Here is a 25,699-nt window from a genome sequence, read left to right as displayed (position 1 = left end):
GTGACAAGTAACTATCGTTACAATAATTTTACCATGCAGGTGGTAGTAAGCGTGTAGCGTGAGCAGGTTTTAAGGTTTGAGTGAGCGATTTAGCGCGAAGAGTGAGCACGAGCGATTTTTCGACAAAAGGTATGGCTTCTGAAGCCGTTTCACGTTCTCAGCGATTGTAAATTGAAGGATGGATAGGAAACAAGTTTTGCAATCCATCCTTCTGACAGTCCCCGGTAGAGTAAAAATTTCTCTTTTTTAACATGATCTTGCAATGTACCTCCTCACCACCTTCACAAAGCCCAGAAGCGCAAGATCGGAGAAGTTTTTCCCCTGAACTTATGCTAACCTGTTCATCATCATTCCAAGGAACGATCAATGCAGAACAATTGTTAAAAATAGAGGAGGTCTCAGACTATGCCAACCAACAAAGTGTTCTTCGATGTCATGATGTCCCTGGACGGCCTAATGGCCCCGGAAGGGATGAACCTGGCCCATATTAACGACCCGGAATACAAACAATGGATGAAAAAATGGATGGAACTCACCCATTGGATCTTTCTACAGAAATCTTTCCGTGAGAATCTCAAAATCGGCACAGGCGGCGAAACAGGTCGGGACAACGCTCTGCTGGAAGAAACCTCTCAGCGCACCGGCGTTAGCATCATGGGCAAGAATATGTTCAGTGGCGGCGAGCGTTCGTGGCCTGAGGAGGCTCCCTTCCATACCCCCGTCTTTGTTCTGACCAAAGAAGTGCGCAAACCGTGGGAGCGCCCTGGCGGCACAACGTTCTACTTCGTCAACGACGGCATAGAAAGCGCGCTTCATCAAGCGCGAGAGGTTGCTGGCAACAAAGACATCCGCATAGCAGGAGGAGCCAATACCATCCAGCAATATCTCAACGCAGGCCTGGTTGATGAGTTCACCATCCACTACTCACCAGTGTTGTTTGGCCAGGGCACACCTCTCTTTGTAAACATAAACCCCGACATCAAAGCAAAAATCAGAGAGGTCATCCCATCCAAAGAAGTCGCCCACATCATCTACGAAGTCGAAAAGTAACGCACTCAAGAAAACCCGTCTCATGGATGAATGCCTCTCATCATCGTAGGCGTCGCCTCGTGTGTGCAGTCGCTTCAGCGTGCCAACGGGTCCTCACCACTCACACAGCTATGAACAAGCAGGCGGGGCCAGTTCAATGGCAGGCCCCGTTGCAAATTTGCCCCGTGGCTCAATTACGGACTCATTCGGCCATTCATAGCCTGGGAAAAACCTCCCCCATTAAGTGTTCCACATAACATCCTGGAATGTGAAACGAGGCAACTGATAGATTTCACACTCATGGGTCAACTCCGCGTTACTGAGGTAGTAGAGGTATCAAGACGAAAAATCATCGCTCGAATTTACAAATCCCGCGTACAACAATCCGCTTCTGGAGGAGGTTTTCAGACTGTCAATGTTGAGGTTGCTCACTCTTCGCGCTGAACTGTCCACCCAAACCTCAAACTCTGCTCACTCTATACGCTTACTACCAGTTGGTCAAGTCTGCCCAAACTCATTGACAAATATGTCAACAGTTATGTAAGATTGTAACATTCGTTACAAAAGTAGTGGTTAATTATGTACATGTCTGCTTTCCATCCGAACGTGTCTGGTTTATACTAATGGAGCAAACAGCCTTTTTATTGGAATCCGGTTTTATTTCAGAAGGAGCAAGAATGTGAGTGACGTTAGCTCTAATCCTTCCACCACCCGTCCCTGGTCTTTGACAACAGAACGCATCATTATTGCGGGCGTGCTGGCTGCCATTACTATTATCCTTGGCGTCATACCAAACCTTGGCTTTATTCCTCTTCCCAATGCGATTGGCAACGCTACGATTGAACACATTCCGACTATTGTAGGGGGCGTCATTGCTGGTCCGATTGTTGGTCTTATTTCAGGTTTGATTTTTGGGGTGGTTAGCTTTTTCCGTGCGACCGTGCCTTTTTTTAAGGATCCGAGCGTAGCTATTCTGCCTCGTCTCTTTATTGGTTTGACGGCCTGGGCTACGTTTGCTGCTCTGGTGCGCATAAATCGGGACCTGGCTGCTGCTGCTGCTGGTTTTGTGGGTGCGGCCACTAACACAATCCTGGTAGTGGCGGCCTTAATTATTCGTGGTTACTTTCCGGCGCAGGTTATTATTTCAATCGTGCTGGTGCAATCTATCATCGAGGCGATTATCGCTGCGATCCTAACTGTCATCCTGGTGCGCATCTTCTACATTCTGGAGGCGCGCCTCGTGCATGCTCCTGACACGAAGCCGCGTGATCAACTGCCGTATTAATTATGATTGAAATCAAGAACGCTACATTTAACTATAGTGCGCAGGAGGAGCAGGACGTTCCTCCTGCGTTGCAGGATATTTCTCTGACCATTCGCGAAGGGGAGACGGTTGCTATTATTGGTCAGAATGGATCGGGGAAGAGCACACTCACCAGATTGCTGGCCGCTATTTTGATTCCCCAGGCCGGTTCTGTGCTGGTAGATGGTCTGCATACCGATGCCGGTGGAGACGATATCTGGAGTATTCGCCAGCGCGTCGGGGTGGTTTTTCAAAATCCGGATGATCAATTGATTGCCAGCACCGTTATCGATGAGGTTGCCTTTGGTCCGGAAAACCTGGGTTTGCCTCGTACAGAGATCACTACGCGCGTGCAGGAAGCCATACAGGCCCTGGATCTAGAAGCCTATGCGCAGGTGTCGATCAGCGAGTTGTCGGTCAGCCTCAAGCAGCGTGTGGCCATTGCTGGCGTACTGGCCATGCGGCCGCGCTACTTAATCCTGGACGAACCAACCACGATGATCTCCGGCCATACGGCTAGTCAGTTCCTGAGCACAATCCAGAATCTAGCGCACGAACAGGGAATCGCCGTCATCCACATCACTCATTTTATGCCTGAGATTGTCTCGTTTGATCGTGTGATTGTGATGGATGCTGGTCGTATCTTAATGGATGATGCACCAGCGGCTGTCTTTGCTCGTGTTGCCGAACTGCAAGCCGTTGGACTCGATGTGCCGATGGTAACACATGTTGGACATACCTTGCGAGCGCAGGGATGGTCCCAGATTCCAACCGTGGTATTGACTCCCAAACAGCTTGCGTTGTCTTCCGAGGCTGCTGATCAGGCTGCTTATTCCACTAGCTATGAGCCAGGTAGCCCTGAGCAAAAATTTGTGGCAAACACTGTCACGCCCGAGATGATAGTTGAAAAAGGGAATGCGATCCTGTTTGGACTACAGGGTGTTTCTTATATACATAGAAACGCTACACCTTTTGCTCAGGAGGCTCTGCATCAGCTTACCTTAGCGATAACGCCGGGGAGTGCGGTTGGTCTGGTGGGTCCGACGGGTTCTGGAAAATCAACGCTGATTGATTTGCTGGCCGGACTGATCAAACCTACTTCTGGTTTCTTCTATTTTGAAGGACAGAACACGAATGCCAGATCTTTTAAATTGGCTAGTATCCGCTCCCGGGTCGGCGTCGTCTTTCAATCTCCTGAGTCGCAGATCTTTGAGGAGACGGTGGGTAAGGATATCTCTTTTGGCCCGCGCCAGCGCAAGGTTTCTCTGGCAGAATCCCGGCGTCTGGTGCAAGAGTCGCTGGAGGCTGTGGGTCTGCCCTATGAGGATTTTCGTTCGCGCTATACCTATGCCTTGAGTGGAGGGCAAAAGCGCAGGGTAGCGATTGCTGGCGTGCTGGCCATGCAGCCCAATGTGATTATTTTTGATGAGCCGATGGCCGGCCTTGATCCTCGTGGGCGCCATGAACTGTTTGCTCTGATACAAGCGCTCAAGCAGAGGTCAGGACTGACGCTTATCTATGCGTCCAGTAGTCTGAAAGAGGTGATTGAGCTGGTGGACACCATCCACGTGCTGGACCAGGGGCGCCTGATTTTTAGTGGTACGCCACGGGAGACGTTAGCGCAGGCCGCTGAATTGCGCACCCTGGATATTGCCTTGCCGGAAGCAGCGCAGATCGCGCTTTCTTTACGCGCACAGGTGCCAGCTTTGCGTACCGATGTCCTGGATCGTGCCGAACTGGAGGCGGAACTGCTGAAAACGCGTTCCAGCGTTCTTTGAGCTGATTCCCGCCTCCTGGCCAGGATCAGTGTCTTTGTAAGAGTGGTGGCTATGATTGAGCTTTCTCGCTATATAACCTTTGGGCAGTATGTTAATAATGGTTCAGTACTGGCGCGTATGGACCCACGAGCCAAGTTGATCTGCGCGATATCGTTGATCGGTCTGACCTCCTATCTGAGTACCTTTCAGGCCTTTGCGCTCTGCTTGCTGTTCTGTATCGTCTTACACCAGCTTTCGCACATCTCGCTCGGCTATGTCCTGCGCAGTCTGCGGCCATTTATTATCTTTTTGCTGATAGCCTTTATGTTTGAAGTACTGTTCTATATACCTCCTAAAAGTCCACAATGGCTCTGGCACTGGTGGATATTAGGTGTAACCTGGCAGGGCATCATCAATAGTGTGTTGACGATTGTGCGCGTCCTCTTCCTCTATTATCTGGCGACCATGCTTTCTTTTACGACCTCGATGGTAGACCTGACGGACGGCATGGAGGTGCTGGCGGCTCCGCTACAGAAAATTGGTATTCCGATTAATGCCCTGGTGATGGTGTTGGTAATTGCGCTGAAGTTCATACCGATATTTGTCACAGAGGTTGAACGTTTAATGAAGGCCCAGGCGGCCCGTGGAATAAATTTTGACGAGGGCAATCTTTTTCAACGCGTCTCAAAGCTCTCTTTGTTGTTAATCCCACTTTTTGTCAGTGGCTTTAAGAAAGTCAAAGTTCTGAATGTGGCGATGGAGGCTCGTTGTTATGGACGCCATGCTGGTTGGCAGCGCACCAGGCTGCGTGCCTTGCACTTTGCACGTTTTGATGTGCTGGCCCTGGCCGTAACAATACTCGTCTGTATGATTCTTATCAGTATCAATATTCTGGTCAGCCGTTAATGTTGGTTTGATTTCCAGCCTTTGCCTCCGCCATTCAGCACATCCTGGGACGCGTGCCTGGCTATGTTTGTAGTTCCAGCACCAACGGCCAGTGCCTTGATGTTAAAACACGGAGAAAATAGCAGAGCCATATCAAATGGCTCTGCTGGTAGAAGAATTTATTCGGCTCCCTGGATCATGACGGCCCTGGCATCAGATGCCTGGAAGCGGATCTCTCGAATTTTTGTGTATTCAGGTGAATAGTACCAACGCTTGAACTGTGCCGAATCTTCAAATTCTAAGATGACCAGGCGCTGCAGGGGCCATTCGCCTTCGATAACCTCGAACGCTCCGCCACGCACCAGAAATTTGCCACCATATTTTTCCAGGGTTGCACCAACCTGCTTGCGATATTCTTCATAGGTCTGGGGATCATGTACTTTGACATCAACGATGAAATATGCAGCCATTGAACTTCTCTTCTTTCTTTGCTTACTACCGTATGTCTGTTACAGGTTCTTTGTTTGGGACGCCTGTTACATTCAAGATTGTCTACAGCATAAAGAAAAGAAGTTAATCTGTCAATTTTGTTTTAGATAAAGTAGATGGCGGAAAATATATTATCTTAGTAAAAGAGCACATAACCTATTTCAATTTGTTCTAAGGGTGATTTTCTATGAAAATATTGTATTTGTGTACCATGCGTTTTAAGAATGCGAGATGAATCTCTTATTAGTAAAAAAAATCATATTGTAGTGCTGTGAAATTTGTGCTACAGTGGAGTTACCCGGTGATGGGTTTATAGATGGAGGTTTTAATTTACAATGAAAAAACGCGTTGGGAATGTGCGTTGGGGCATTGCAAGCCTGTTAAGTCTAGGAATTATTGTCAATTACCTGGATCGTGTAAACATATCGGTTGCACTTACTCCACTCGAAAAAGAGCTTGGGCTCTCAAATTTTCAGACCGGTCTGATTCTTTCGTCATTCCTTTGGAGCTACACTATTTTGCAGCTCCCTGTTGGTGCATGGCTGGACCGTTTTGGTGTTCGTTGGCTGAATCGTATAGGTAGTTTTATCTGGGCGCTAGCTACGTTCATGACTGGTCTGGTCAGTGGTTTCGGCTTGATTCTCTTATCTCGTATCCTGCTCGGTATTGGAGAGGCTCCAGTATTTCCGGGTGCTTCCAAGGCCACCGGTTACTGGTTCCCTATCAAGGAGCGTGGTCTGGCAACATCGGCTTTCGATGCGGCTGCCAAGTTCTCTTCGGTGATCGGGGCTCCACTAATGGCCTTTATTGTCGCGGGCTATGGATGGAGAGCTGCCTTTGTGGCGGCAGGTATCATCAATGTAGTCTATGCTGTTATCTACTGGGCACTTTATAGAGATCCTAGTGACTCAAAGGTGCTTTCAGAGGAAGAGCATCGCTATATTGTTGAGGGTGGTGCACAGCCTGAGAAGGTTGCTCCTACCAATGTTGTTGCGAGTTTTGGGTTCTTGTTGCGCCAGCCAAAAGTCTGGGGTTTAAGTCTTGGATTTGCGGCGTATAACTATTCTTTCTATCTGTTTCTGACCTGGTTACCCGGATATTTGCAGAAATCTCTGCATATGTCGGTCCTGAAAAGTGGTTGGTATACGGTTATTCCCTGGATTGTAGCAACGATTACCGATCTGGTTATCGGTGGCGTGCTGGTGGATGCCTTTATCGCTCGCGGTTATGACGCTACCAAGGTGCGTAAAACGATAGTTACCATCGGTATGTTGCTGGGCCTGGCTGTAATCGGAGCCGCTTTCACTACTGACGCTACTCTGGCGACAATCTGGATCAGTATCGCCATTGGTGGTCTGGCCTTTGCCGCCCCGGTAGCCTGGAGTATTCCAAGTATTATCGCGCCAAAGGGAACAGTTGGTTCTGTGGGAAGTGTTATGAATCTGATGGGCAACCTCTCGGGCATTATCGCCCCTATTGTGGCTGGCCTGGTGATTGATAAAACCAACTCATTTGCGGCTAACTTCCTGATCGCGGGCGCTATTCTTGTCATAGGTATTCTCTGCTTCCTCTTCCTACTTGGTCGTATCGAGCAGATTAAGATGCCAGGCGAGGGTGAGAAAGAAACGGCAGAAGAGAGTTTGCTAGGAGCCTCTAAAGTCTGAGGTGCACATTTGTAATCCTCTCTCGAAATCATAGCCATACTATCAGCAGGCAGCAGGATGCGCAATAATGTGCATCCTGCTGCCTGCGTAGCGTCTGGGGAGGAATATTTCTGGTGCGTTCCCTGTTACTATGCATGAAAGAGCGTGTCAGAAATGCTCTCTGCATTGGTTTCTGGGATGGTCTTCAGCAAGAGCCATATACGCTATTTTGAGAGGTGTTTTTATGAGCGAGACCGAAATTCAAGAGCAGCAACCTGCTCCCGATTTTACGTTACCTGCCATTGGTAGTGAAGATGTAGTCAAAGATGGTCAGGTGCATCTAGGGGACCTCAAAGGCAAAAATGTTGTCCTCTACTTTTATCCAAAAGATGATACTCCCGGCTGTACGAAAGAGGCCTGTAGCTTCCGTGATGCCAATCATCTGTTGCAGCAACGCGGGGTAGTTGTGCTCGGCATCAGTGTCGATAGTGTAAATTCCCATCAGAAGTTCATGGATAAGTTTTCTCTCCCATTCCCCTTGCTTGCCGATACCGAAAAGACAGTGGCTGAGCAGTATCATGTCTGGAAAGAGAAAAACATGTACGGAAAGAAGTATATGGGAGTCGATCGCCAGACCTTTTTGATCGACAAAGAGGGTATTGTCCGTAAAGTCTGGCGTAAAGTGAAGCCTGACGATCATGCCAACGAAGTGCTCGAGGCCGTCGAGTCTCTGGGCCTCTAACATTATTCTTTTCTCTACAACATAAAAGAGAGTGGCACCCGCTATATTCACCGGGTGCCACTCTCTTCTATGTTTATTGCGCGTCGGCTTCGCGTTGTAGTTGTTTGAATTCTTCGTCGATCTTCTGACGCCGCAGGCGGCGTTGGCGAGCATGCTCAATAATTTTGGCTTCTTCTTCGTCGGCCGGAACCAGGGGGGGCACCTGCCGTGGTTTACGGTTCTCGTCCAGAGCGACATAGATAACATAACTGCTGGCGATTTTGCGGATCTCGCGGCTGATCAGGTCCTCCGCGGTAACCTCGACACCAACCTCCATGCTTGTTCTACCAACATAGTGCATGGCGCAGTGGACGGAGACCACATCGCCGATAAAGGCGGGCGCCAGAAAGTCGAAGCGTTCGACACGGGCGGTCACGACGGTCGGGCTTTGACAGTGTTTGATGGCGACAATGGCGGCTGCCTCATCAACCATACGCATGATGACGCCTCCATGCACATTGCCATGGCCATTGGCATCAATTAACTCCATGATTCGGCGTGTTGTGCTACGCGAGTAGGCGATACTGCGCCCTTGCGTTAAGTCGACTTCCGGAAAGTTGCGGTAGCGCGTGAATATTCTATCGAATGGGTTCATGTTATTCTCTCTTACACATAGGTTGTCATTGCATCCATTACTATATCCTATTCTGTTCCCGGCAACAAGGTTGTCTATATGTTTGCTCGCAGATTGTCTCAAAACACCTTTTCCGCATTAGATGAATTTGTTGGTATCTTTAAGAGTAGCAAAGATAGAAAAACGTCTTTTTGGGCGTATGGAAGAATGTAACGCATGGTGGTCCTGGTGGGGGTGAAGATGCATAATAAAGAGGAACTATGGCCCATAGTGGCGAAACTGTTTGGAGACAATGGTTATCAAGGCACCGCGATGCGCGATATCGCACGCGCGTTAGAGATGAGCGAAGCTCATGTAACTGGTTTGTTAGGGACCAGGGATGAAATGCTCTGGCATATTGTGGCGCGGGTAGCTGGTCTGTTTTTGACCCAGGCACGTACCGTGCCCCGTACTATTTCACCCGCCGAGCAACTGCATTTGTTGATCTACCGACATCTAGAAGTAGTATCTCAGGATCGGGAGCATGTACGCGTCTTTTTGCGCGATTGGATATTTCTTAATGAAGCCCATCGGCAGGAGATTCAGGCAATGCGTGAAACATATGATGCATACTTCTATCGCGTAATCGTTGCTGGTATCAAAGAAAAAGCTTTCCGTGTGCCCGATAGCTTATTGGCCTGTTTGTTTGTGCTCTCAGCGCTGCAATGGACACATCAGTGGTTCAATGCTAGCGACGTTTTAACCTTTACACGTCTGGCTGATCAATACAGCGCGCTTGTACTGAATGCGCTCGGCTCAGATCATATTGTGCCATTAGATGGTGCTATAGATTATCTTTATCAAAAAGAAGAACAGCCAGACTGATGTTCCCAGCGTGCGATGGTGAATGCATATGTGAGCATTCCTGCCGCTGAGATAGATAGAGGCTCTATACCACCTGGGTATATGCGATGGGTAGAAATATAGAGCCTGCTATCGTTTGCCAGTAACATCGGGCCGATTGATTAGAAGCCCATCAGGATAGGTGTGCTATAACCAGGACCGGACGAACCGCCCTTATTAGAACCGGATGAGTCACTAGTATCTGGATCAGGCGGATAACTGCCACCAGGACCGGGCTGATTGCTTTTACCATAGCCACCGTAACTATTAAGATTGCTGGTGGTAACGTACGGGGTGTGATACTCAATTTTATGGTACTTGGTGCTGACCCGTTCATACGTATACGTGTTATTTGGGACCGGGCTCAAATATCCTTCTGCTGATAGCACGCTTGGCGCGTCCTCAACCTGTTTAATCAGCACGGGGGTATATGCATAATTATCGGCTGGGTCAGAGCCCTCAATGACGCGACCCAGGACGCGGTGCTCAGATTCAATGCCAGCAGTCTGTGCTAGAATTTGGGCCAGTCGGTACTGATTCAGTTGAGCAACTTCTACCACACCGATCAGATAAACTGAAGCAAAGATCTCTTCTAATTGTTGTTGTGCTTCAATGAAAGTGGATAAGTTAGTAAATGTACTGTCGCCATTTGGATAGCTAAATGTGCTGGTAAGCGGCTGCGCGCCCATAGACTCAAAGAATATCTCATGGATCTGCTCTTCTACCAGGGCGGCTTGTAGATATTTAAGCTTGTTACCTGAAATACCCAACGTTGATGCATTAGCAACGCCATTACCGTAAGTGGTGACCGCCAGTTGTTCAACCGTGACGGCGATATCGAGGATATGTTGAAGCTTAGAACGTGATGAGTTATATGCAAATACTGCTCCAGGTCTAACAAGAGCATGTGCTCCCAGGGCTGAAAGCGAGGCCAGGCCCGCTACGGCTCCTTTAAGAACAGTGCGGCGTGCGCGCTGGGCAGTGATTATTTCAATCAGATTAGTTTGGATTTTATCAAGCGACCGATCATTATGTGTGCTCATGAGGTACATAAGTCCTTTCTCACGAAGGATTAGAAAAATCCTGGTAGTGAGACTACCTATTTAATAGCCTCACTACTAGAATAAATAAGAGCTAAAATGCTGAAAGCGTGTTAGTCGCTTGGGTTTATAGGGATTAATCGGTGCTCGGTTGGAGGCTGTGCTGACCGTGCCAGAGATGGCGCATTTCGCTGCTACTGTTTAGCAACTCATCGAGTTTGCCCTGAGCCTCGATTTTGCCATCTTTCAAAACAATAATCTGATCTGCCCGGCGCAGAGCAGCGCGTCGATGAGAAACTGCCAGTACCGTATGCTCAGGATGCGCAAAGATGCGTTGCCAGAGTAGCGCTTCGGTCTCGACGTCCAGGGCACTGGAGAGGTCGTCCACTACCAACAGGCTGGCCGGGCGTACAAACATACGGGCTGCGGCTGAACGTTGGATCTGACCTCCCGAGAGTCGTACACCTTTCGGCCCGACCAGTGTATCCAACCCTTTGTCCATCTCGGCGATATCCGGTGTCAGTACCGCTAGGTATAGAGCTTCCTGCAGCACCTGCTCGTCTTCTGGTAAGCCGAGCAGAATATTATCCCGCAGGCTATCACTGAAGAGTTGTGGCACCTGTGACGTATAGGCGCTATGAGGAGGAACAAAAAAGGCAGCAGGATCCGCGATCAGTTGACCATTCCAGCAAATGCTTCCCTTCTCACTGGGTAAGAGCCCCAGCAACGTCTGCAATAAGGTTGTTTTACCGGAGCCGATACGTCCTGTAATCACCGTGAAGGACCCTCGTTCCAGCCGCAGGTTGATCTGTTCTATTCCCGCTCCACTTCCGAGATGATGATAGGTCAGATCCCTGGTTTCCAAAATTTGCAGTCGATTGGTCCCAATTTTGGGAAGTTCTGGTACCTCAGGAAATGGGCCTTTGGTATAGATGGGGCCAGGTTGGACGAGCGTATGGGCGGGTGCATCTTTGAGGAGTGTAAGCATGCGTTCCACTGAAACTCCAGCCTGGCGATAGCGTGTCAGTACCACACCAAACTGAGTGGTGAACTCGGTGATCCAGCCCAGGTAGTAGACGAAGAGGGCAAAATCACCTATGGTGAAAGTACCTGTGTGCATCGATTGGCCGGCCAGCAGTAAGATCATGCCAGTTCCCAGACTAACGGTATTGGCAAAGAACGATTGTAAGACCTGGTCAAAGATGCGGTCACGCACAGTCATATCCATACGCTTTTTATTGAGTTGACGGAAGTGCTGGATGGCTTGTTCCTCAGCATTGGCTACCTGGATGGCTTGCACGGCTCCAAACAATTCGCCCAGGAAGCCGGTCACGTCGCCCGTCGCCTTGCGATTTTCACCACGTCGCTTTTTGATTTGCACACTGGCAATATTGACAATCGCAGTGATTACCACCAGTGGTAAAAAGATGGTCAGGGTGATGACGACATTAATGCGTAGCATGATAATCATCGCAACAATAGCAAAGATAGTAAAGGCGATCAAATCATTAAAAGCCATCAAGAAGACCGAGTTTTCATCTACATCATCCCGCAGGCGGCTAATCGCCTCGCCCGAGGAAGCCGGCAGGGCATACGCGCCTGGTAATTGCAGAATGCGCGCCAGGATATTTTTTTGTAACAGGGCCGTATTGCAAAGGATAAATGGTGAATTGGTTAGCTGACAGCTAACGAGGCCAGCGATGCGACCCAAGGAGGCAAACAGCAGCAGCGCCGCCAGCCACCAGAGTCCGATATCAACGGCTGGTTGTGCCGTCAGGCGATCAAAAAATCTTTGTCCGACCAATCCAGGTATCATTTCTGCCAGCAGGACAGCGGTAATGGCGAGACAATTGAAGGCATAATTCCAGGGCTGAAAGCGAATGAGGCTTGCGAAGAATTTCCAGGTTTTCATGCTAGCACCTCGGCTTCATGTGCAGTAAGGAGCAACTGCGCAAAGTGAGAGTGAGAATCTGCCTGCAGCGCGGCCCGCTCTCCATATTCCGCGATTTGTCCTGAGTCCATAATCAAGATGGTATCGGCCCGTTTAACGGTTCCCAATCGATGGGCGATGATGATGCCGGTACGTCCACTGAGCAGTGTATCAACGGCTCGTTCAGTAAGCTGCTCGGTTGCGGGATCCAGGCGTGAAGAGGCTTCGTCCAGGATAATCAAGCCTGGATTATGCAGGAAGACGCGCGTAAAGGCTAGCAATTGGGCCTCGCCCGCTGAGAGTCCACCTCCATTAGCCGCCAGCATGGTATCCAATCCATCTGCCAGCTTATGAAACCAATCGGTCAGACCTAACTGTTGCAATGCCTGCGCGATGCGAGCGTCATCGATGCTGTCATCAAAGAGGGTCAGATTATCGCGTACTGTGGCGTGAAACAGCTGCACATCCTGAGTGACGATGCCGATATGGCGGCGTAAATCGGCCAGATGCGCCTGAGAAACATCGACGCCACCCAGTTCGATTTTGCCAGCTGCCGGCTCATAGAGACGGAAGAGCAGACGTGTAATGGTCGTTTTGCCGCTGCCGGTACGTCCAAGTAGACCGAGTACCTCACCAGGTTTAAGATGAAAGGAGACATTTTGCAGCACCATGTCCTCTTCACCATAGCCAAAGTCCACCTGGTTAAAGTCCACACTCAACGGACCTGCAGGCAATGGTATCCCCTGTCCATCGGTTAACTGGCTACTCGTACCCATCAGCTCTTGTACGCGCACAATACCCGCGCTGGCTTTTTGGAAATCATCGAGCTGGTTAGAGATCATCATAATGGGTTGCGAGAGTTGCTGGGTATAGTAATAGATCAAGAAGGCAACACCGATGCTAATACTGTGGGTACCATAGAGCCAGGCAATTAATGTAAAGGCGATGATATAGGCCGTAGTAAAGAAAAGTACTGGCATGCTCCAGGGAATAGACGAGAGGAGGCGTGCCCGAGTGCCGTTTTTGAGGCGCTCACGCGTGAGCATGAACAGACGGCGCATGATATAAGGCTGGGCTCCGTTGGATCGAATATCTTCGGTGCCGCGCAGACGTTCTTCCAGAAAACCAAACAAATCTGCGCTCGTCTGGCGAAAGGCTTTCCAGGGTTTAATAGCGATACCACGAGCGGCGTTAACGGCAATCAACGCGATGATAGCAAACACGCTCAGTGCCAGTCCAACGTGCCATTCAGTATACCAGAGTATGACCAGGATCCCCACTAAGAGCAGCAGGCCACCTAGAATTTTGATCACAAACTGCGAAAAAAAGTTGGCCAGATTCGTCACATCGCCATCGACGCGCTCAATCAATTCACCTGGTGTATGCACCTTGTGAAAGGACATATCCATGCGTACCAGGTGCAAAGCCAGATCGGCGCGTAGCGCATTGGTGGCGGTCCAGGCGAGTCGCTCACTTATATAGGTGGCGGCGATCGTAATCAATTGTTGTACCAGCGCTACCACAATGAAGATGACGGCTAATACCAGCAGCAAAGGTTGAGGGCCGCTGGAAGTAATGGTATCGATAAACGTACGCAAAAATTGCGGATTGACCAATTGCAAGGTTATATCAGCGCAGAGCAGTAGCCCGAGTAACAAGACGCGTGTGCGCTGAGGTGCCAGATAGCGCCATAAGAGCTCCCGGTAGTCTTTGAGCGGGATGCGCATAAGGACTCCTTTCCTGAACAGGCAACAATGGATGATCTGATTATCGGTCATAAAAACTGCAGGCCGGATTTGTCACGGCTGTTAGATGAGCGTATGAGGTTAAAACGCGGACAGAAAAAAACCGTGGACTTTTTCCGGGTGTCCACAGTCGTGTGAATGAGCGGGAGAGAGTAGTAGCTACCTCAAAATTTCCGCAAAAATGGGCAGAGTACGACTGTGGGCGACAAAAAGCTGTCCATTAGGATAATGAATGCTCATCCCCTGTAAGTTCACCACAGTAGTACTCCTTGTATACGGACTACATAAATCCGAATTCTGTCATTCTTTTCTAAGCAGACAAAGCTTAACCTATTTATTGTGCTTTGTCAAGGAAAAAAATTATCTATCTTATCTAACTTCATATGCAACTTTTTCAGGATCTGGTTGTGTGGTGACATTGCCCGACGGTCGCGACCGTCGGGCAATGTCACCACACAACCAGAGTAGGCGAGCGTCGTAGGAGCGAGGCGTCAGCGAAGAGTCTGCGCCTGGCGTTCTCCAGCTTATTCAAAATAGGACATATGACACTGCTGAGTGTCTGCTGAGCGCTGTACACTGAAAGCAACATCTTTGCTATTATCTTTCATTGCTAATATTAGTGCATAAAAATACACATTATGGTCTTTTTGAGGAGCATATATGGACCTGCACGCTTCCCGTTGCGATTGTTGTGGGTTACCCATTGCCGGGAATGAAAACGAATGTTTACGCTGCGGCTATCCGATGGAACACTCTAAAGAGAAGGCGTTCCTGACCGGAGCAATCAGAGATCTGGCACGTGTGGCTGCGCATGGTGGGGCGGCCATCACTGTTTCCGCTCTGTTAAGCCGCTACCAGCGCCGCCTGGACTACCTGGCGAGCCTGGATGTTCAAAATCAGGAGCAGCCTGCCGGCCGTTCTGCTTCTACTGTGACTACCTCCACGCGCCCAGTGGAGGTAAAACAACCTGTCGTACCTGTTGCATCGCAACAGGTGCCATCTGCTAACCAACCAATAAAGCCTGCTGTGCCGCAACGGGCCTTCTCCTTTCATGCGTTTTTTGCCGACCAATCGATTAATATCGTTGCCTCTCTGGGTGCTTTTCTGATTCTGGTTGGCTCTCTGAGTTTTATTGCTACCACTCCCGACCGGCTGATGGCGTTTCTGGTTCTCTTAGGAGTACATATCTTCTTTGGAGCTACTGGTGCCATTACGTTTCGTTTTCCGCATGTACGCACAGTCGCTATCATCTATACTGCCATTTTTGCTTTGCAAATTCCCTTGCTCGGCTTTTCGTTCTATCGCCTGATCAGCCAGGGACAATTATCGTCCTCTACGCTGATCGCGATCTCGGCTGCCTACGCCACGCTTGCTTATAGTTCACTGGCCATCTATCAACGCTTCAAGCCATTTGGCTACCTGGCAGCGGTGGCGCTGGCGATTACCGACCTGGCGGTTGCCTCTGCCCTACAATTGAGTTTCTGGTGGTGGCCCGGCGCTTTTCTGCTCCTGGCATTCCCACTGCTCTGTTTTGTCAATCGTCCAGGTAGTCCAAAGTTGTACAATGAGCGCTTAGAGATCCTGCGTTTGCCAGGGCTAGCACTGATGTATAGCGCTGTTCTAGGAACGCTGGTTCTGGGCGGACTGCTCGATGCCACGAGTTTCCTGGTCCATCAAGCTTTTCATAATGTGATAGAGTTTGAGGGGCGATTGTCCATGACAATGTATGCCCTGCTTCTATTGGCCTGGGTATGCCTGTTCATCTGGCGTTCGCAGCGCTATGGCGGGGCCCGCTTGCTGCCTTACCTCTTCCTGGCTTTCGTATTCTCACTTCTGTATACCAGCCTTGCATCGACGGTTGGATATATGCTGGTAATGACGCTGGTGGCCGCTCTCTACTGGTGGGTGGCTCGCATTAGCGCTCAACGTTCCTGGCCCATCAAATCTATGAACTTGCAACTGGACGTTCTGGTTTTGATACTGGTATTACTGACGGCGTATAACAGTGATCCCAATTTGCTGGTGCAGATGTTTGTCAGGGCGTATGGATCGCCGCATTTTATCGATATGCCCTCTACCTTTGAGATTGATGGCTGGTGGCCGATCAAATTATGCAGCGTAGTGATTGGGAGTATCGCTCTCTTTGGTGTGGTAGTGAATCATGTGGGGTGGCAGAAGGTGCCGGAGCGTTTTGTTGCGCTCTGGTGCTGGCTACTATTGTTGTCTGGCTTGCTGTTGCATATAGTGCAGATTCAGCTTCTTCTCTGGACCAATAGCTCGCTGATATGGGGCCTGTGCATTTTTGCCATTGGATGGGCAGTGGTGGCTGCTCTCGTTCAACGCCAGGCTAGTGGCCCCTGGGCATATCCGCTGGCGGTACTGGCCCTCTGGATCGCCTGTGAGTCTCTGTTTTTGTGCTTCGGGCTCCCGAGCGGAAGCGTGGTCCTGCTCCTGCTTTTGTATGTATTCACTTCTTACGTTCTGGCCTTGTACATGAAGCTAGATAACTGGCTATTGTTACCTGTAGGATTTGCGCTCATCTCTCTATTTGCGCTGGTTCATCAACCTCTGCCGTTTCTGGGCCTGGGACTGCTGATGCCCTTGCTGGCGGCTGGTTGTGCGCATTGGGAGAAGCTACATCAGCCGGTGCGAGTGAATGGTGCGACCCTGGTCAATCGCACCTGGCCCCTGTACTTGCTGGGTCTTTTGTATAGTGTCGCCTTTGCTTTCTATGACTACAACGCACCTCAACATGCGCTGGCGGCCTGGATTTCACTGCCTGGCCTGTTGAGCATCGAAATGGCGATGCTGGCGCTAACCTGGTATGCGGCCGCCGTTATTGAGCGTGAAGGCTGGTTACTGGGTGTCGCAACTGCACTTGCCGTGCTGAGCATGTCGATACCAACCAATCAATTCTGGTGGCTAGCGGGGATCGCCATTGGTGTTTTGCTACTTGCGGCCGTAATCAGTCGTGTATTCAGCTTGAAGTGGGCGTTACCCTGGTATGTTGTAGCAATCAGCGCAGCCCTGGCAATGGAAATACAGGCAGGTGGCCAGGGCTGGAGTCAGGCAGCGTCCTGGGTCTTGCTCGGTTTTGCGGTGCTGACATACCTGGCTGGTGTTGCCGAGCGCAATGAATTATTACAATTAATTCTGCTCTGGACTTTTGCCGTCCTGGCTTGTTGGGCTGTCTATGCTGCCGGCCTGGTAGGGGATCTGTATCGACCGCCTTTGTTGACGCTAGCTTTTGCGGGCGTTGGTCTGGGTATTCGTTATGTGCGCTTTGGCTTTGAAGAGACGACGGGCAAACAGCGTATCCTGCAGGTACGCCATGTGCTACCTGTCTATGCCACGGCTATCTTCGGGGCGGTGTTAACTGGTGTACAGGGACTTCTCCATGGGGTCAATGCACCTTTTTATGCCGCAGTACCACTGCTCCTGTTTGTGTTTGCGTTGACCGCTTATGGCATTTCTTTACTTGAACGCAGGAAGCAAGGACTCTGGTTGGTGGCTCTCTTTGCTTTCTGGGGTGTATTGCTGCTCCCTTCGATCGTTAACTGTTCATCGATAGTCGTTTTACCTGCTATTGGTAACGTTAGTTGTCAGATGCAGACCCAACTGGCGCTCTTTGCGCTGGCCAGTAGTGTGCTGCTGTGCAGTGCACTGGGTGTCGTAGTGCTGCGCTTACTGAAGTTGCTTGCTGGATCTTCACTACAAGCCTGGGGCTGGATCTGGTACATTATTGCACTGGGGAGCATGATTAGTACCTGCATCTGGTGCGAAACGCAGGGAGCAGTGATTCCTCTATCCTTGCTACTGCTGACATTAAGCATGTTTACTGTGCTGGCCGTGATTATTATGCTGATGGAGCGTGTGCCTGAGCTGATTATCCTGGCAACGTTGCTGGCTGCGTGGACCATTCTGCACTTAGTCATCGGGCAATGGAATCAGTTGGGACTTTTGTGTCTGCTTTTCTGCCTGGTGTTTGCCTCTCAGTTTGGCTGGCGGTTACTTGTGCCCGGCAACGCGCTCATCCCCGCTGATTTGTTAACCAGCGGAGTAGCGCTCATAGGTCAATTGTTGGTGGTGCTCTGCAGTTTTGTGCTGATGGTAAATGGCGGTCAGGCTTCGCATATCGGAGCTGGCTCTCTAGCTGTATTCGCTGGCCTGATCTTATGGTGGGGTCAGTTACAGCACGACCTGCCACGTCAGAAGCTGCTGCGCTATATTGCTGGATTTTTATGCTCCCTGGCCGTTAGCTGGGAACTGTACACGCTGGGGCAGACAGAGCCCACAATCCTCTGTACAACCCCTGCGGTGTACCTCATCATCATTTCGCCATTTATCGGCCGCGACGTACAGCTCCAGCAGCACCAGATTCTTGGGCAGATATGTTCAATTGTTGGGGCAATGCTCCTGCTGGGTCCTACCCTGTGGCTTAGTTTCCAGCATACCAATGTAGGACCCTCGCTCTTACTGGCTGGCGAGTCCATCACCTTGTTGCTGTTAGGTTTTATTACCCGCATCCGTTTCTTTGTCCTTAGCTCGGCGGCACTCGTGATCGTCACGGCGATCCATGTGCTGTTCCTGCCCTCGCTGGGTATTCCAACCTTCCTGGCTCTCTTCCTGCTTGGTATCCTCCTTGTTGTCCTGGCTACCACCCTGCTGCTTGTTCGCCCCCGTCTGGCCGCCTTTTGGGCCAATGCTGAATAGTTGGAATGCGGGTCGGAAAATACTGTTTCTATAGTCTTCCGATCCTCTTCCACTTTATACCCTCTTCACCTGTGGAGTCACTAAACATAGCTGGAGAGGGGAAACTGGTCAGCAGAATTATCTCAATTCTTCATCATTGTGATATGATGATGTCGTATATTTTGAAGCAGGCTATATCCAAATTGCATCTGCCTATCTATCACCTTTTTTGCTCTTTACTAGCCCCGCTCACAAGCAGAGGAATGTCCTGCAAAAAGAGGATTATTTTATGGCTCAAGAGTGCAGGGCAGAAAAAGCATAAGAGTATTTCACACATTTGGGTGGTAAGGTATTATAAATGATCTTTGATTTTTTGATTGATACAGGCACTTCTTTCTTGTCTCATGCGCAGTACACTCGCATGAGACAAGAAATTATGGGTTGGTAGCATTTCAAATGGATTCAATAGCCGGTTCGTTCGGTTTATGAGGAGGGAGTCATGGAAATTTCGCTGCGGCTGGACACGCTGGGTGTGGTCGAAGTTCGCTATCTGCGTGGTCGAGAACGGTACCGGGACTGGCCCCAGTTTCAATTACTGGCAGCATCACGTCAGGCACGTGTCATTTCTTACTTCTCCCGTGATGTAGCAGAGCAACTTCATCAGCAGATTCTCATGATTGAGGCAGCTCTTGGCTTAAATGCGGGGAATAACGATGAGGATGACGATGAGGATGATGATGAGCAGCAGCTAGTGCGGAACCACGATGAAGGTGAGCATGAAGAAGGGACCAAGTCAGCTGAGCGTGAGGGGAACTCGTTCTCTCCAGCCTTCGCCCAAGCTTTAAAGCAGTTAAATGAACTGGCGCGCCAGCGCTTACCGGAGGCTACCACCAGCAACCAGGGTCCTAACGAACTGGCCTCAGAGATGGATGCTGACAGTGATGAAGACGCGCTGGAGCAGTTACAGGACGCTTTCGTCCAGATGATGGAGGTTGTGCGCGAACTGGCTGAGGAGATGTCAACAGATGCATTGAAGATTACTGGTCGGTTGAAATGTGCCCGTACCAACATTGAGTTTATTCCGCGTGCAGATACCTCCGAGGAGACTGATGAGGAAGAAGAGATCGAGAATCCGCTCGACTTGCCAACGGACGAGGGCTTATTGAGTCTGGATGAGGTTGAGCTGGTGATGGTCTTGCAGCTTTTCGAGGAAGGACGGGCCCGCCCCGAAGACCTGCCAGCAATTGAGCTTCAACTCGACGTCGATGATTTTGAACGCCTGCATGAGACACTGGATATTGCCCTGGAGCGTGATCGTCGAAGCCGTCGTCGCCGTTAATTTTTCTCAGATTGTTTAAAACCCGTGGTAATGTGCTGAAAGCGAGCGTATATATTACCATGGGTTTCAATTTTTTAAGGAAGAGGATTGACGTTATGGGACGATCCATTACAATTGATGATCTTTATCAGCTAAAATTTGTGAGTCGGCCACGCATCTCGCCGGATGGACAGCGAGTTGCTTATGTGGAAACGACGATTGATGAGCAGAAGCATGAATATCATTCAGCAATCTGGATTGCTTCGTTGCAGGACCAACAAGCACGACGCTTCACGACCGGTTCTGCCAATGCTCATAGCCCCAGCTGGTCGCCAGATGGTCGCTGGCTAGCTTTTGTCTCTGATCGCACTGGTGAAGGCTATAGTAAAGATCCCACTGTACAGAAGAAGCAGGGGAAAGATAAACCACAGATCTGGGTTATGCCCACTGATGGCGGTGAGGCCCAACAATTGACCTTTATGCAACAAGGTGCCTCCTCGCCGGTCTGGTCTCCTAATAGCCAGCAATTGACTTTTAACGCCCTGGTCGGCCCGGCTGATGAAGAGACGGCCGAGGGAAAAACTCTGCCAAAGGTGCGCGTAATCGATCGTCTCTGGTATCGCCTGGACGGTGTAGGTTTTATCAATGAGCGTCGCTCCCATTTATTTTTAATTGGCCGTACCGGCGGCGAGCCGCAACAGTTGACGGATGGAGATTGGGATGATAGTGAAGCTGTCTGGTCGCCGGACGGGACACGCATTGCGTTTACCTCTAATCACAACGAGGACCGCTGGCAGTTTCCCGGTGATGATGTGTATGTTCTGACCCTGCAGAACTCCGAATTGCGCTGCCTCACTGATAGTAAACTGGGTTGCAGTTCGCTCTCGTGGTCCCCTGATGGACAGCAACTGGCTTTCCTGGCTGCTCCGAAGATACATGCCGCCGGTCAGTTGCGCCTGTATCGTATTGCCGCCGATGCACAGACCACGGCTCCCACCTGCCTCTCAACAGACTTTATCGGGGCATTCGCCGATTGGACCAACTCCGACATTGGGGATGAGCATCTGGCTCCCGCGCCGGCCTGGTCGGCCGACGGCCAGACCCTCTATGCCGTCGCGACTTACCGGGGAGCTTCTCAGGTCTTTGCCCTCTCCAGCCAGAGTGAGAATACTGATCCGCCTGTACTGACTCCCGGCGAGGTACATGTGCGCGACCTCAGCATTGATGCTGCCGCCCAAAAGCTGGCTTTACTGGTTGGAGGAACCACGCAGCCACAAGAAATCTTTGTGCGCTCACTGGCTCCGCAGGCAGAGTTGCAGCGTGTCTCACATGCCAATGACGCATTGCTCGATGAGCTCTTTCTGGCACAGCCAGAACGCATTACCTATACTGGAGCCGATGGTTGGGAGATTGAGGGCTGGATTCTCAAGCCACAAAACTTTGATCCTGCTCATAAATATCCCCTGGTGATTGAGATCCATGGTGGTCCAAATACAGGCTATGGCTACGGCTTTTTCCACGAGATGCAATTATTAGTGGCGCAGGGTTATGTCGTGTTCTATTGTAATCCCCGTGGAAGCCTGGGTTATGGCTATAAGTTCGCCGATGCTGTGCGCAACGCCTGGGGTGAGAAAGACTCCATCGACATTATGCGGGGCATGGATGAGGTCATTGGGCGCGGCTATATCGATGAGCAGCGCCTGGCGGTCACTGGGGGCAGTTACGGTGGCTTTATGACGAACTGGCTGGTTGGTCACTATAACCGCTTTAAGGTTGCCATAACCGATCGCTGTGTCAGCAACATGGCCACCATGTTCGGGACCAGTGACATTGGTTGGGATCTGGCCAGCGACGTTCTGAGCACCACGCCGTGGGAGAGCCTGGAAAGCTATATGCATATGTCTCCCATTTCTTATGTCCAGAACATCCATACGCCGCTGCTCATTATTCACAGTGAGCAGGATCTGCGCTGTAACATTGAGCAAGCCGAACAGCTATTTGCAGCCCTGAAATGGATGGGTCGTGAAGTTAAATTTGTGCGCTTTGAAGGTCAGAGCCATGGCCTCTCGCGCGGCGGCCATCCCAAACTGCGCCAGATCCGTCTGCAGCACATCCTGGACTGGTTCGCCACCTACCTGTAGTAAGCAAGCGTACCTCCAGTGATGCTATGGCTTGCCAACCTGGGGGCACTGACGTTCCCAATCTCTTTTTTTCTATCGGGTGCAAAAAATACGTAGTGCGTATTTTTTGCACCCGATAGTGATATCCCTTTTTGAGCTCCGAAGGAGCGAAACGCCATGTAGAGAGAAAGCGGAAGATATGAGAGTCTGGCACATTTTTAGCAACACGCTAAGGTGAGGATTAGAAAGTAAGGTAAAAATACATGGAATTTTCTGAAAGTTTTGAGCAAAAAAGCCACAGGGAGATGAGTGAGGATGCTGTCGTTCAACTCTTGCAGCTTTTTGACCAGCATGGAATTGAGGTCTTTGTTGATGGTGGTTGGAGCGTAGATGCGTTGCTGGGGAAACAGACTCGCTTACATGAAGACTTAGATATCGCTCTACAGCACAAGGATGTTCCCAAACTCCGCGCTCTGCTTGAGGCACGTGGCTACAAAGACGTTCCCCGCGATGATACACGTGACTGTAACTTCGTCATGGGCGATGACCAGGGCTATGAGGTCGATTTTCACTCTTATACGTTTGACGCACAGGGAAAGGTTGTGTTTGGTGTTGAGTATCCTCTAGATTCCTTGACTGGCAGCGGATCGATACAAGGTTATCCGGTGAAGTGCATTTCACCTGAGTGGCTGGTAAAGTTTCATTCAGGCTATGAACTGGATGAAAATGATTATCACGACGTTGCTGTCCTGTGTGAACGCTTTGGCATTGCCCTGCCAGCAGAGTACGAAAGATTTACCAGAAATGATGCCCAATAATCCTCGGCTCAATAGTTCAGGGGTTGAGTACACCTATCTGGTTCGTGGCTGACTCTGTAAACCAGAAGCTTTTGTTGGGGCCCTGGCTGATGCCCAGAGGAGTGCAGTTTGGGCTGGGTATCGGATAGTATTTAAAGGTTTTTGTTTTGATATCAAAGTGGGCGATGGCATTGGAGGCTGAGACGGTGGCCCAGATATCATTGGGCGACGTGGCCAGCAGGCCATAGATGCCGGGGATGCCACGGCCAGTAATGGGGGCGGCATAGGCCGTAAAGCTTTCTGTGTGAGGGTTGAACTGGATTAACTTGTTGGTATTGAATGTGCTGATCCAGAGCATGCCTGATGGATCACTCACGATCTCCATCAATGAAGGAGGATCCTGGCCCGCTGGTGTGGGTGGTGTATAAAAGCGCAGCACGCCGCTGGCAGGATCGAGTTGCCCAATCGTATTGGTACCTGAATTGGTGAACCAGATGTTTCTCCGTTTATCCAGCGCGATACCATAAGGACTGAGCTTTTGCACAGTTCTGGGATTTGATAGCGGATAATGGATGAACTTACCGGTTTTGATGTCAAGTTTGCCGATAGCGTCGGCATTCATTTCAGTGAACCAGATGTTGCCCTGCCGATCCAATAGCAGTTCATTGGGGGCAACCGGTAGATTGAGCAGCTGTTTACTGTTGTTTGGATCAGGCGTAGTGATCGTGGGCAAAGCATAGGTATCGAAGTGTTTATTGGCAGGATTATAATGGCCAATATAGTTGGCGTACTGCTCAGCATACCAGATAGTGTTGTCGGGAGCCACGATGACGCCCATGATGCCAGCCTTCCCATGAGGTGTCTTGAGCTGTTCGAACGTCTTGCTCTGAGGATCAAATGAGGCCAGGTAGTTCTGGCCCATTTCGCCAAACCAGACGCGACCACGGCTATCGACCGCGGGGCGCATCACTCCGCTTTTATCCTGGGGCAACGGATACTCATTGAAACTTCCATGTGCCTGGTTGAGCGTAGTCTGAGCCTGCTGGCTGGCGTGGTTATCGGTTGGAGTCGTTGAAGTATCGCGGCAGGAACTGGTCAGCAGTAAGATGCCTACCAGCAGAGCCACGCTCCAGGCTGGCAGGCGTTTGTATATGGATACCATTTTTTTACTGTACGTATGTGCCATGGACGCCATCATCAATCAGGTGATCAAGGCGAGCCTGTACCACGGTATGTTGCCAGCCGGCAGGATTTTCGGGCAGTTCGTTAACCTCGACACGAATATAGTTGTCGGTCAGGCCTTCCCATTTGCCATGCTTGAATTGCTCGATCAGCACAGGCACAGTCTGGTTGAGCGCCTGTTCACGAAACAGGCGGCTATGCTCATCGTTTAGTTCCAGCAAACGCTGGCTACGGGCCTTTTTGACCACATCTTTGATCTGACCACGCATGCGGGCTGCTGGTGTACCCTGCCGTGGTGAGAAGCGGAAGACGTGTGACTTGGCAAACTCCAACTCTTTAGCCAATTGATAGGTCAGCTCAAAATCTTCATCGGTTTCGCCGGGAAAGCCAGTGATAATATCAGTGCTGATCGCGATGCCGGGCACCAGTTTTTTTGCAGTGGTGATGATGGTGCGATAGCGCTCGCTATTGTAGCGCCGGGCCATACGACGCAGGATCGCATCTGAACCACTCTGCATTGGTAGGTGCAGGTGGCGACACATACGGGGATCGGCCCACATCTCCAGCCACTCCAGCCGAAAATCTTCGGGCTCCAGCGATGAAACACGGATACGGGGTATATCTGTTTCGCGTAGCAACGTAGCAATCAGGTCGCTTAGATCCAACTTCTCATCGGGATCTGGATGGTAATCGCCCAGATGGATACCTGTGAGCACAATCTCCTGATAGCCAGCGCGTGCCTTGCGCTGCACATTTTCAACCACAGACGCGATACTGCGGCTGCGCGACTTGCCACGCACATAAGGCACAATACAGTATGTACAACGATTATCGCAGCCATCCTGTACCTTCATCTGCACGCGGGTACGCGAAAATAGACGATTATTGGCCAGTTCACTGGTCTGCACATTATCTGTAAACGGCGTCAGGCGGGTAGGATTGTCGGGCTGAGGTTCCTCTTCCTGTACCTGGAAAGTTAGCGCGTTATCACTGCCAATATGCTGGGTATCCAGAGGTAGGACCGGAAGTGAGCGCTTCGGCTGGGGCTGTGCGCTTGCCTCATCCGTGATGGCCTGTGCAGCCTCGCCAGCGGGTCCCTGGCACAGCAATTTCTCACGAATAGTCGAGACCAGCCCCTCTTTTTCGGTATTACCAATGACCAGATTGACGCCAGGCAAAGCGGAGACGGCCTGCGGATTCAACTCGGCGTAGCAACCGGTGACGACCAGTAACGCGTCGGGATGGCGGCGATGAGCCTGCGCAATCAGCTGGCGTGAGCTGCGATCTCCCAGGTGCGTTACGGTACAGGTGTTGACAATATAAATATCTGCGGGCTCCTCAAAGTCACGCTGCTCGAAGCCGGCCGCATGCATTTGATCGCTGATAGCCTCGCTGTCGGCTTGATTGACTTTACAGCCCAATGTAGTTACTGCGAAGGTTGTTTCCTGCTGTGCTAAATTCTCGGACATACGCTCTCTACTTGTTTCTGGCTCTCACATAGGGGCCTGCTGGCTCTAACGGTATGATTATTC

Annotated in this window: 18 protein-coding genes; 11 read left to right on the top strand and 7 right to left on the bottom strand. The window is 50.5% G+C overall.

Features of this window, described 5'->3' with window-relative positions:
- The first annotated feature begins 405 nt into the window (after positions 1 to 405).
- The 4 genes from JMI88_RS20260 to JMI88_RS20240 all read left to right on the top strand — a co-directional run bounded on the left by JMI88_RS20260 (position 406) and on the right by JMI88_RS20240 (position 4,995).
- On the top strand, positions 406 to 1,050 hold the full coding sequence (locus JMI88_RS20260) for a dihydrofolate reductase family protein (protein WP_201363794.1): 645 nt from the start codon (positions 406 to 408) through the stop codon (positions 1,048 to 1,050).
- Positions 1,051 to 1,708: 658 nt separating this feature from the next.
- A complete protein-coding gene (locus JMI88_RS20255) occupies positions 1,709 to 2,314 on the top strand; it encodes an ECF transporter S component (protein ID WP_201363793.1) in 606 nt (201 codons plus the stop codon).
- Positions 2,315 to 2,316: 2 nt separating this feature from the next.
- Entirely contained in the window at positions 2,317 to 4,110 is a 1,794-nt protein-coding gene (locus JMI88_RS39460; protein WP_236022980.1) for an ABC transporter ATP-binding protein, read from the top strand.
- A 51-nt stretch (positions 4,111 to 4,161) separates the two neighbouring features.
- Complete coding sequence (locus tag JMI88_RS20240; RefSeq protein WP_201363792.1) at positions 4,162 to 4,995, top strand: energy-coupling factor transporter transmembrane component T family protein; 834 nt, start codon at positions 4,162 to 4,164, stop codon at positions 4,993 to 4,995.
- A gap of 158 nt (positions 4,996 to 5,153) precedes the next feature.
- On the opposite strand, the gene JMI88_RS20235 is transcribed toward JMI88_RS20240, so the two are convergent.
- Entirely contained in the window at positions 5,154 to 5,444 is a 291-nt protein-coding gene (locus tag JMI88_RS20235; protein WP_201363791.1) for a DUF1330 domain-containing protein, read from the bottom strand.
- Between the two features lie 354 nt (positions 5,445 to 5,798).
- Between JMI88_RS20235 and JMI88_RS20230 the strand changes: the two genes are divergently transcribed.
- Both JMI88_RS20230 and bcp read left to right on the top strand, forming a co-directional pair.
- Complete coding sequence (locus JMI88_RS20230; RefSeq protein WP_201363790.1) at positions 5,799 to 7,127, top strand: MFS transporter; 1,329 nt, start codon at positions 5,799 to 5,801, stop codon at positions 7,125 to 7,127.
- A 223-nt stretch (positions 7,128 to 7,350) separates the two neighbouring features.
- Positions 7,351 to 7,848 carry a thioredoxin-dependent thiol peroxidase gene (bcp, locus tag JMI88_RS20225; protein ID WP_201363789.1) on the top strand — a complete coding sequence of 166 codons (498 nt, stop codon included), beginning with the start codon at positions 7,351 to 7,353 and terminating at the stop codon, positions 7,846 to 7,848.
- A gap of 73 nt (positions 7,849 to 7,921) precedes the next feature.
- Here the strand turns inward: bcp and JMI88_RS20220 are convergent, their stop codons facing one another.
- Positions 7,922 to 8,482 (bottom strand): acyl-CoA thioesterase, encoded by a 561-nt coding sequence (locus JMI88_RS20220; protein ID WP_201363788.1) that lies wholly within the window; start codon positions 8,480 to 8,482, stop codon positions 7,922 to 7,924.
- Positions 8,483 to 8,731: 249 nt separating this feature from the next.
- Here JMI88_RS20220 and JMI88_RS20215 point away from each other — a divergent pair, with 249 nt between their 5' ends.
- Positions 8,732 to 9,325, top strand: coding sequence for a TetR/AcrR family transcriptional regulator (locus JMI88_RS20215; RefSeq protein WP_201363787.1), 594 nt, complete (start codon positions 8,732 to 8,734; stop codon positions 9,323 to 9,325).
- A gap of 140 nt (positions 9,326 to 9,465) precedes the next feature.
- On the opposite strand, the gene JMI88_RS20210 is transcribed toward JMI88_RS20215, so the two are convergent.
- From JMI88_RS20210 to JMI88_RS20200, 3 genes are all read right to left on the bottom strand, one after another.
- Positions 9,466 to 10,386, bottom strand: a complete 921-nt coding sequence (locus JMI88_RS20210; RefSeq protein ID WP_201363785.1) for a ferritin-like domain-containing protein — start codon at positions 10,384 to 10,386, stop codon at positions 9,466 to 9,468.
- A gap of 133 nt (positions 10,387 to 10,519) precedes the next feature.
- Positions 10,520 to 12,295 carry an ABC transporter ATP-binding protein gene (locus tag JMI88_RS20205; RefSeq protein ID WP_201363783.1) on the bottom strand — a complete coding sequence of 592 codons (1,776 nt, stop codon included), beginning with the start codon at positions 12,293 to 12,295 and terminating at the stop codon, positions 10,520 to 10,522.
- Positions 12,292 to 14,040, bottom strand: coding sequence for an ABC transporter ATP-binding protein (locus tag JMI88_RS20200; protein ID WP_201363781.1), 1,749 nt, complete (start codon positions 14,038 to 14,040; stop codon positions 12,292 to 12,294). The genes JMI88_RS20205 and JMI88_RS20200 overlap by 4 nt, the downstream gene beginning before the upstream one ends.
- Positions 14,041 to 14,718: 678 nt before the next feature.
- Between JMI88_RS20200 and JMI88_RS20195 the strand changes: the two genes are divergently transcribed.
- The 4 genes from JMI88_RS20195 to JMI88_RS20180 all read left to right on the top strand — a co-directional run bounded on the left by JMI88_RS20195 (position 14,719) and on the right by JMI88_RS20180 (position 23,006).
- Positions 14,719 to 18,771 carry a hypothetical protein gene (locus tag JMI88_RS20195; protein WP_201363779.1) on the top strand — a complete coding sequence of 1,351 codons (4,053 nt, stop codon included), beginning with the start codon at positions 14,719 to 14,721 and terminating at the stop codon, positions 18,769 to 18,771.
- 478 nt (positions 18,772 to 19,249) lie between these two features.
- Positions 19,250 to 20,089: a hypothetical protein gene (locus JMI88_RS20190; RefSeq protein WP_201363777.1), complete on the top strand. Its 840-nt coding sequence runs from the start codon at positions 19,250 to 19,252 to the stop codon at positions 20,087 to 20,089.
- Positions 20,090 to 20,184: 95 nt separating this feature from the next.
- Entirely contained in the window at positions 20,185 to 22,209 is a 2,025-nt protein-coding gene (locus JMI88_RS20185; RefSeq protein WP_201363775.1) for a S9 family peptidase, read from the top strand.
- Positions 22,210 to 22,451: 242 nt separating this feature from the next.
- Positions 22,452 to 23,006: a nucleotidyltransferase domain-containing protein gene (locus JMI88_RS20180; RefSeq protein ID WP_201363773.1), complete on the top strand. Its 555-nt coding sequence runs from the start codon at positions 22,452 to 22,454 to the stop codon at positions 23,004 to 23,006.
- Positions 23,007 to 23,022: 16 nt separating this feature from the next.
- Here JMI88_RS20180 and JMI88_RS20175 read toward each other — a convergent pair whose 3' ends face one another.
- Together JMI88_RS20175 and mtaB are read right to left on the bottom strand one after the other, a co-directional pair.
- On the bottom strand, positions 23,023 to 24,171 hold the full coding sequence (locus JMI88_RS20175) for a Vgb family protein (RefSeq protein WP_201363771.1): 1,149 nt from the start codon (positions 24,169 to 24,171) through the stop codon (positions 23,023 to 23,025).
- Entirely contained in the window at positions 24,152 to 25,636 is a 1,485-nt protein-coding gene (mtaB, locus tag JMI88_RS20170) for a tRNA (N(6)-L-threonylcarbamoyladenosine(37)-C(2))-methylthiotransferase MtaB (RefSeq protein WP_201363769.1), read from the bottom strand. Before mtaB ends, JMI88_RS20175 begins: the two co-directional genes overlap by 20 nt.
- Between the last annotated feature and the right edge of the window lie 63 nt (positions 25,637 to 25,699).

The organism is Dictyobacter formicarum, from assembly GCF_016587435.1.
Note: the sequence above shows the minus strand (reverse complement) of the source record. Positions and strands in the feature narration are given on the sequence as shown.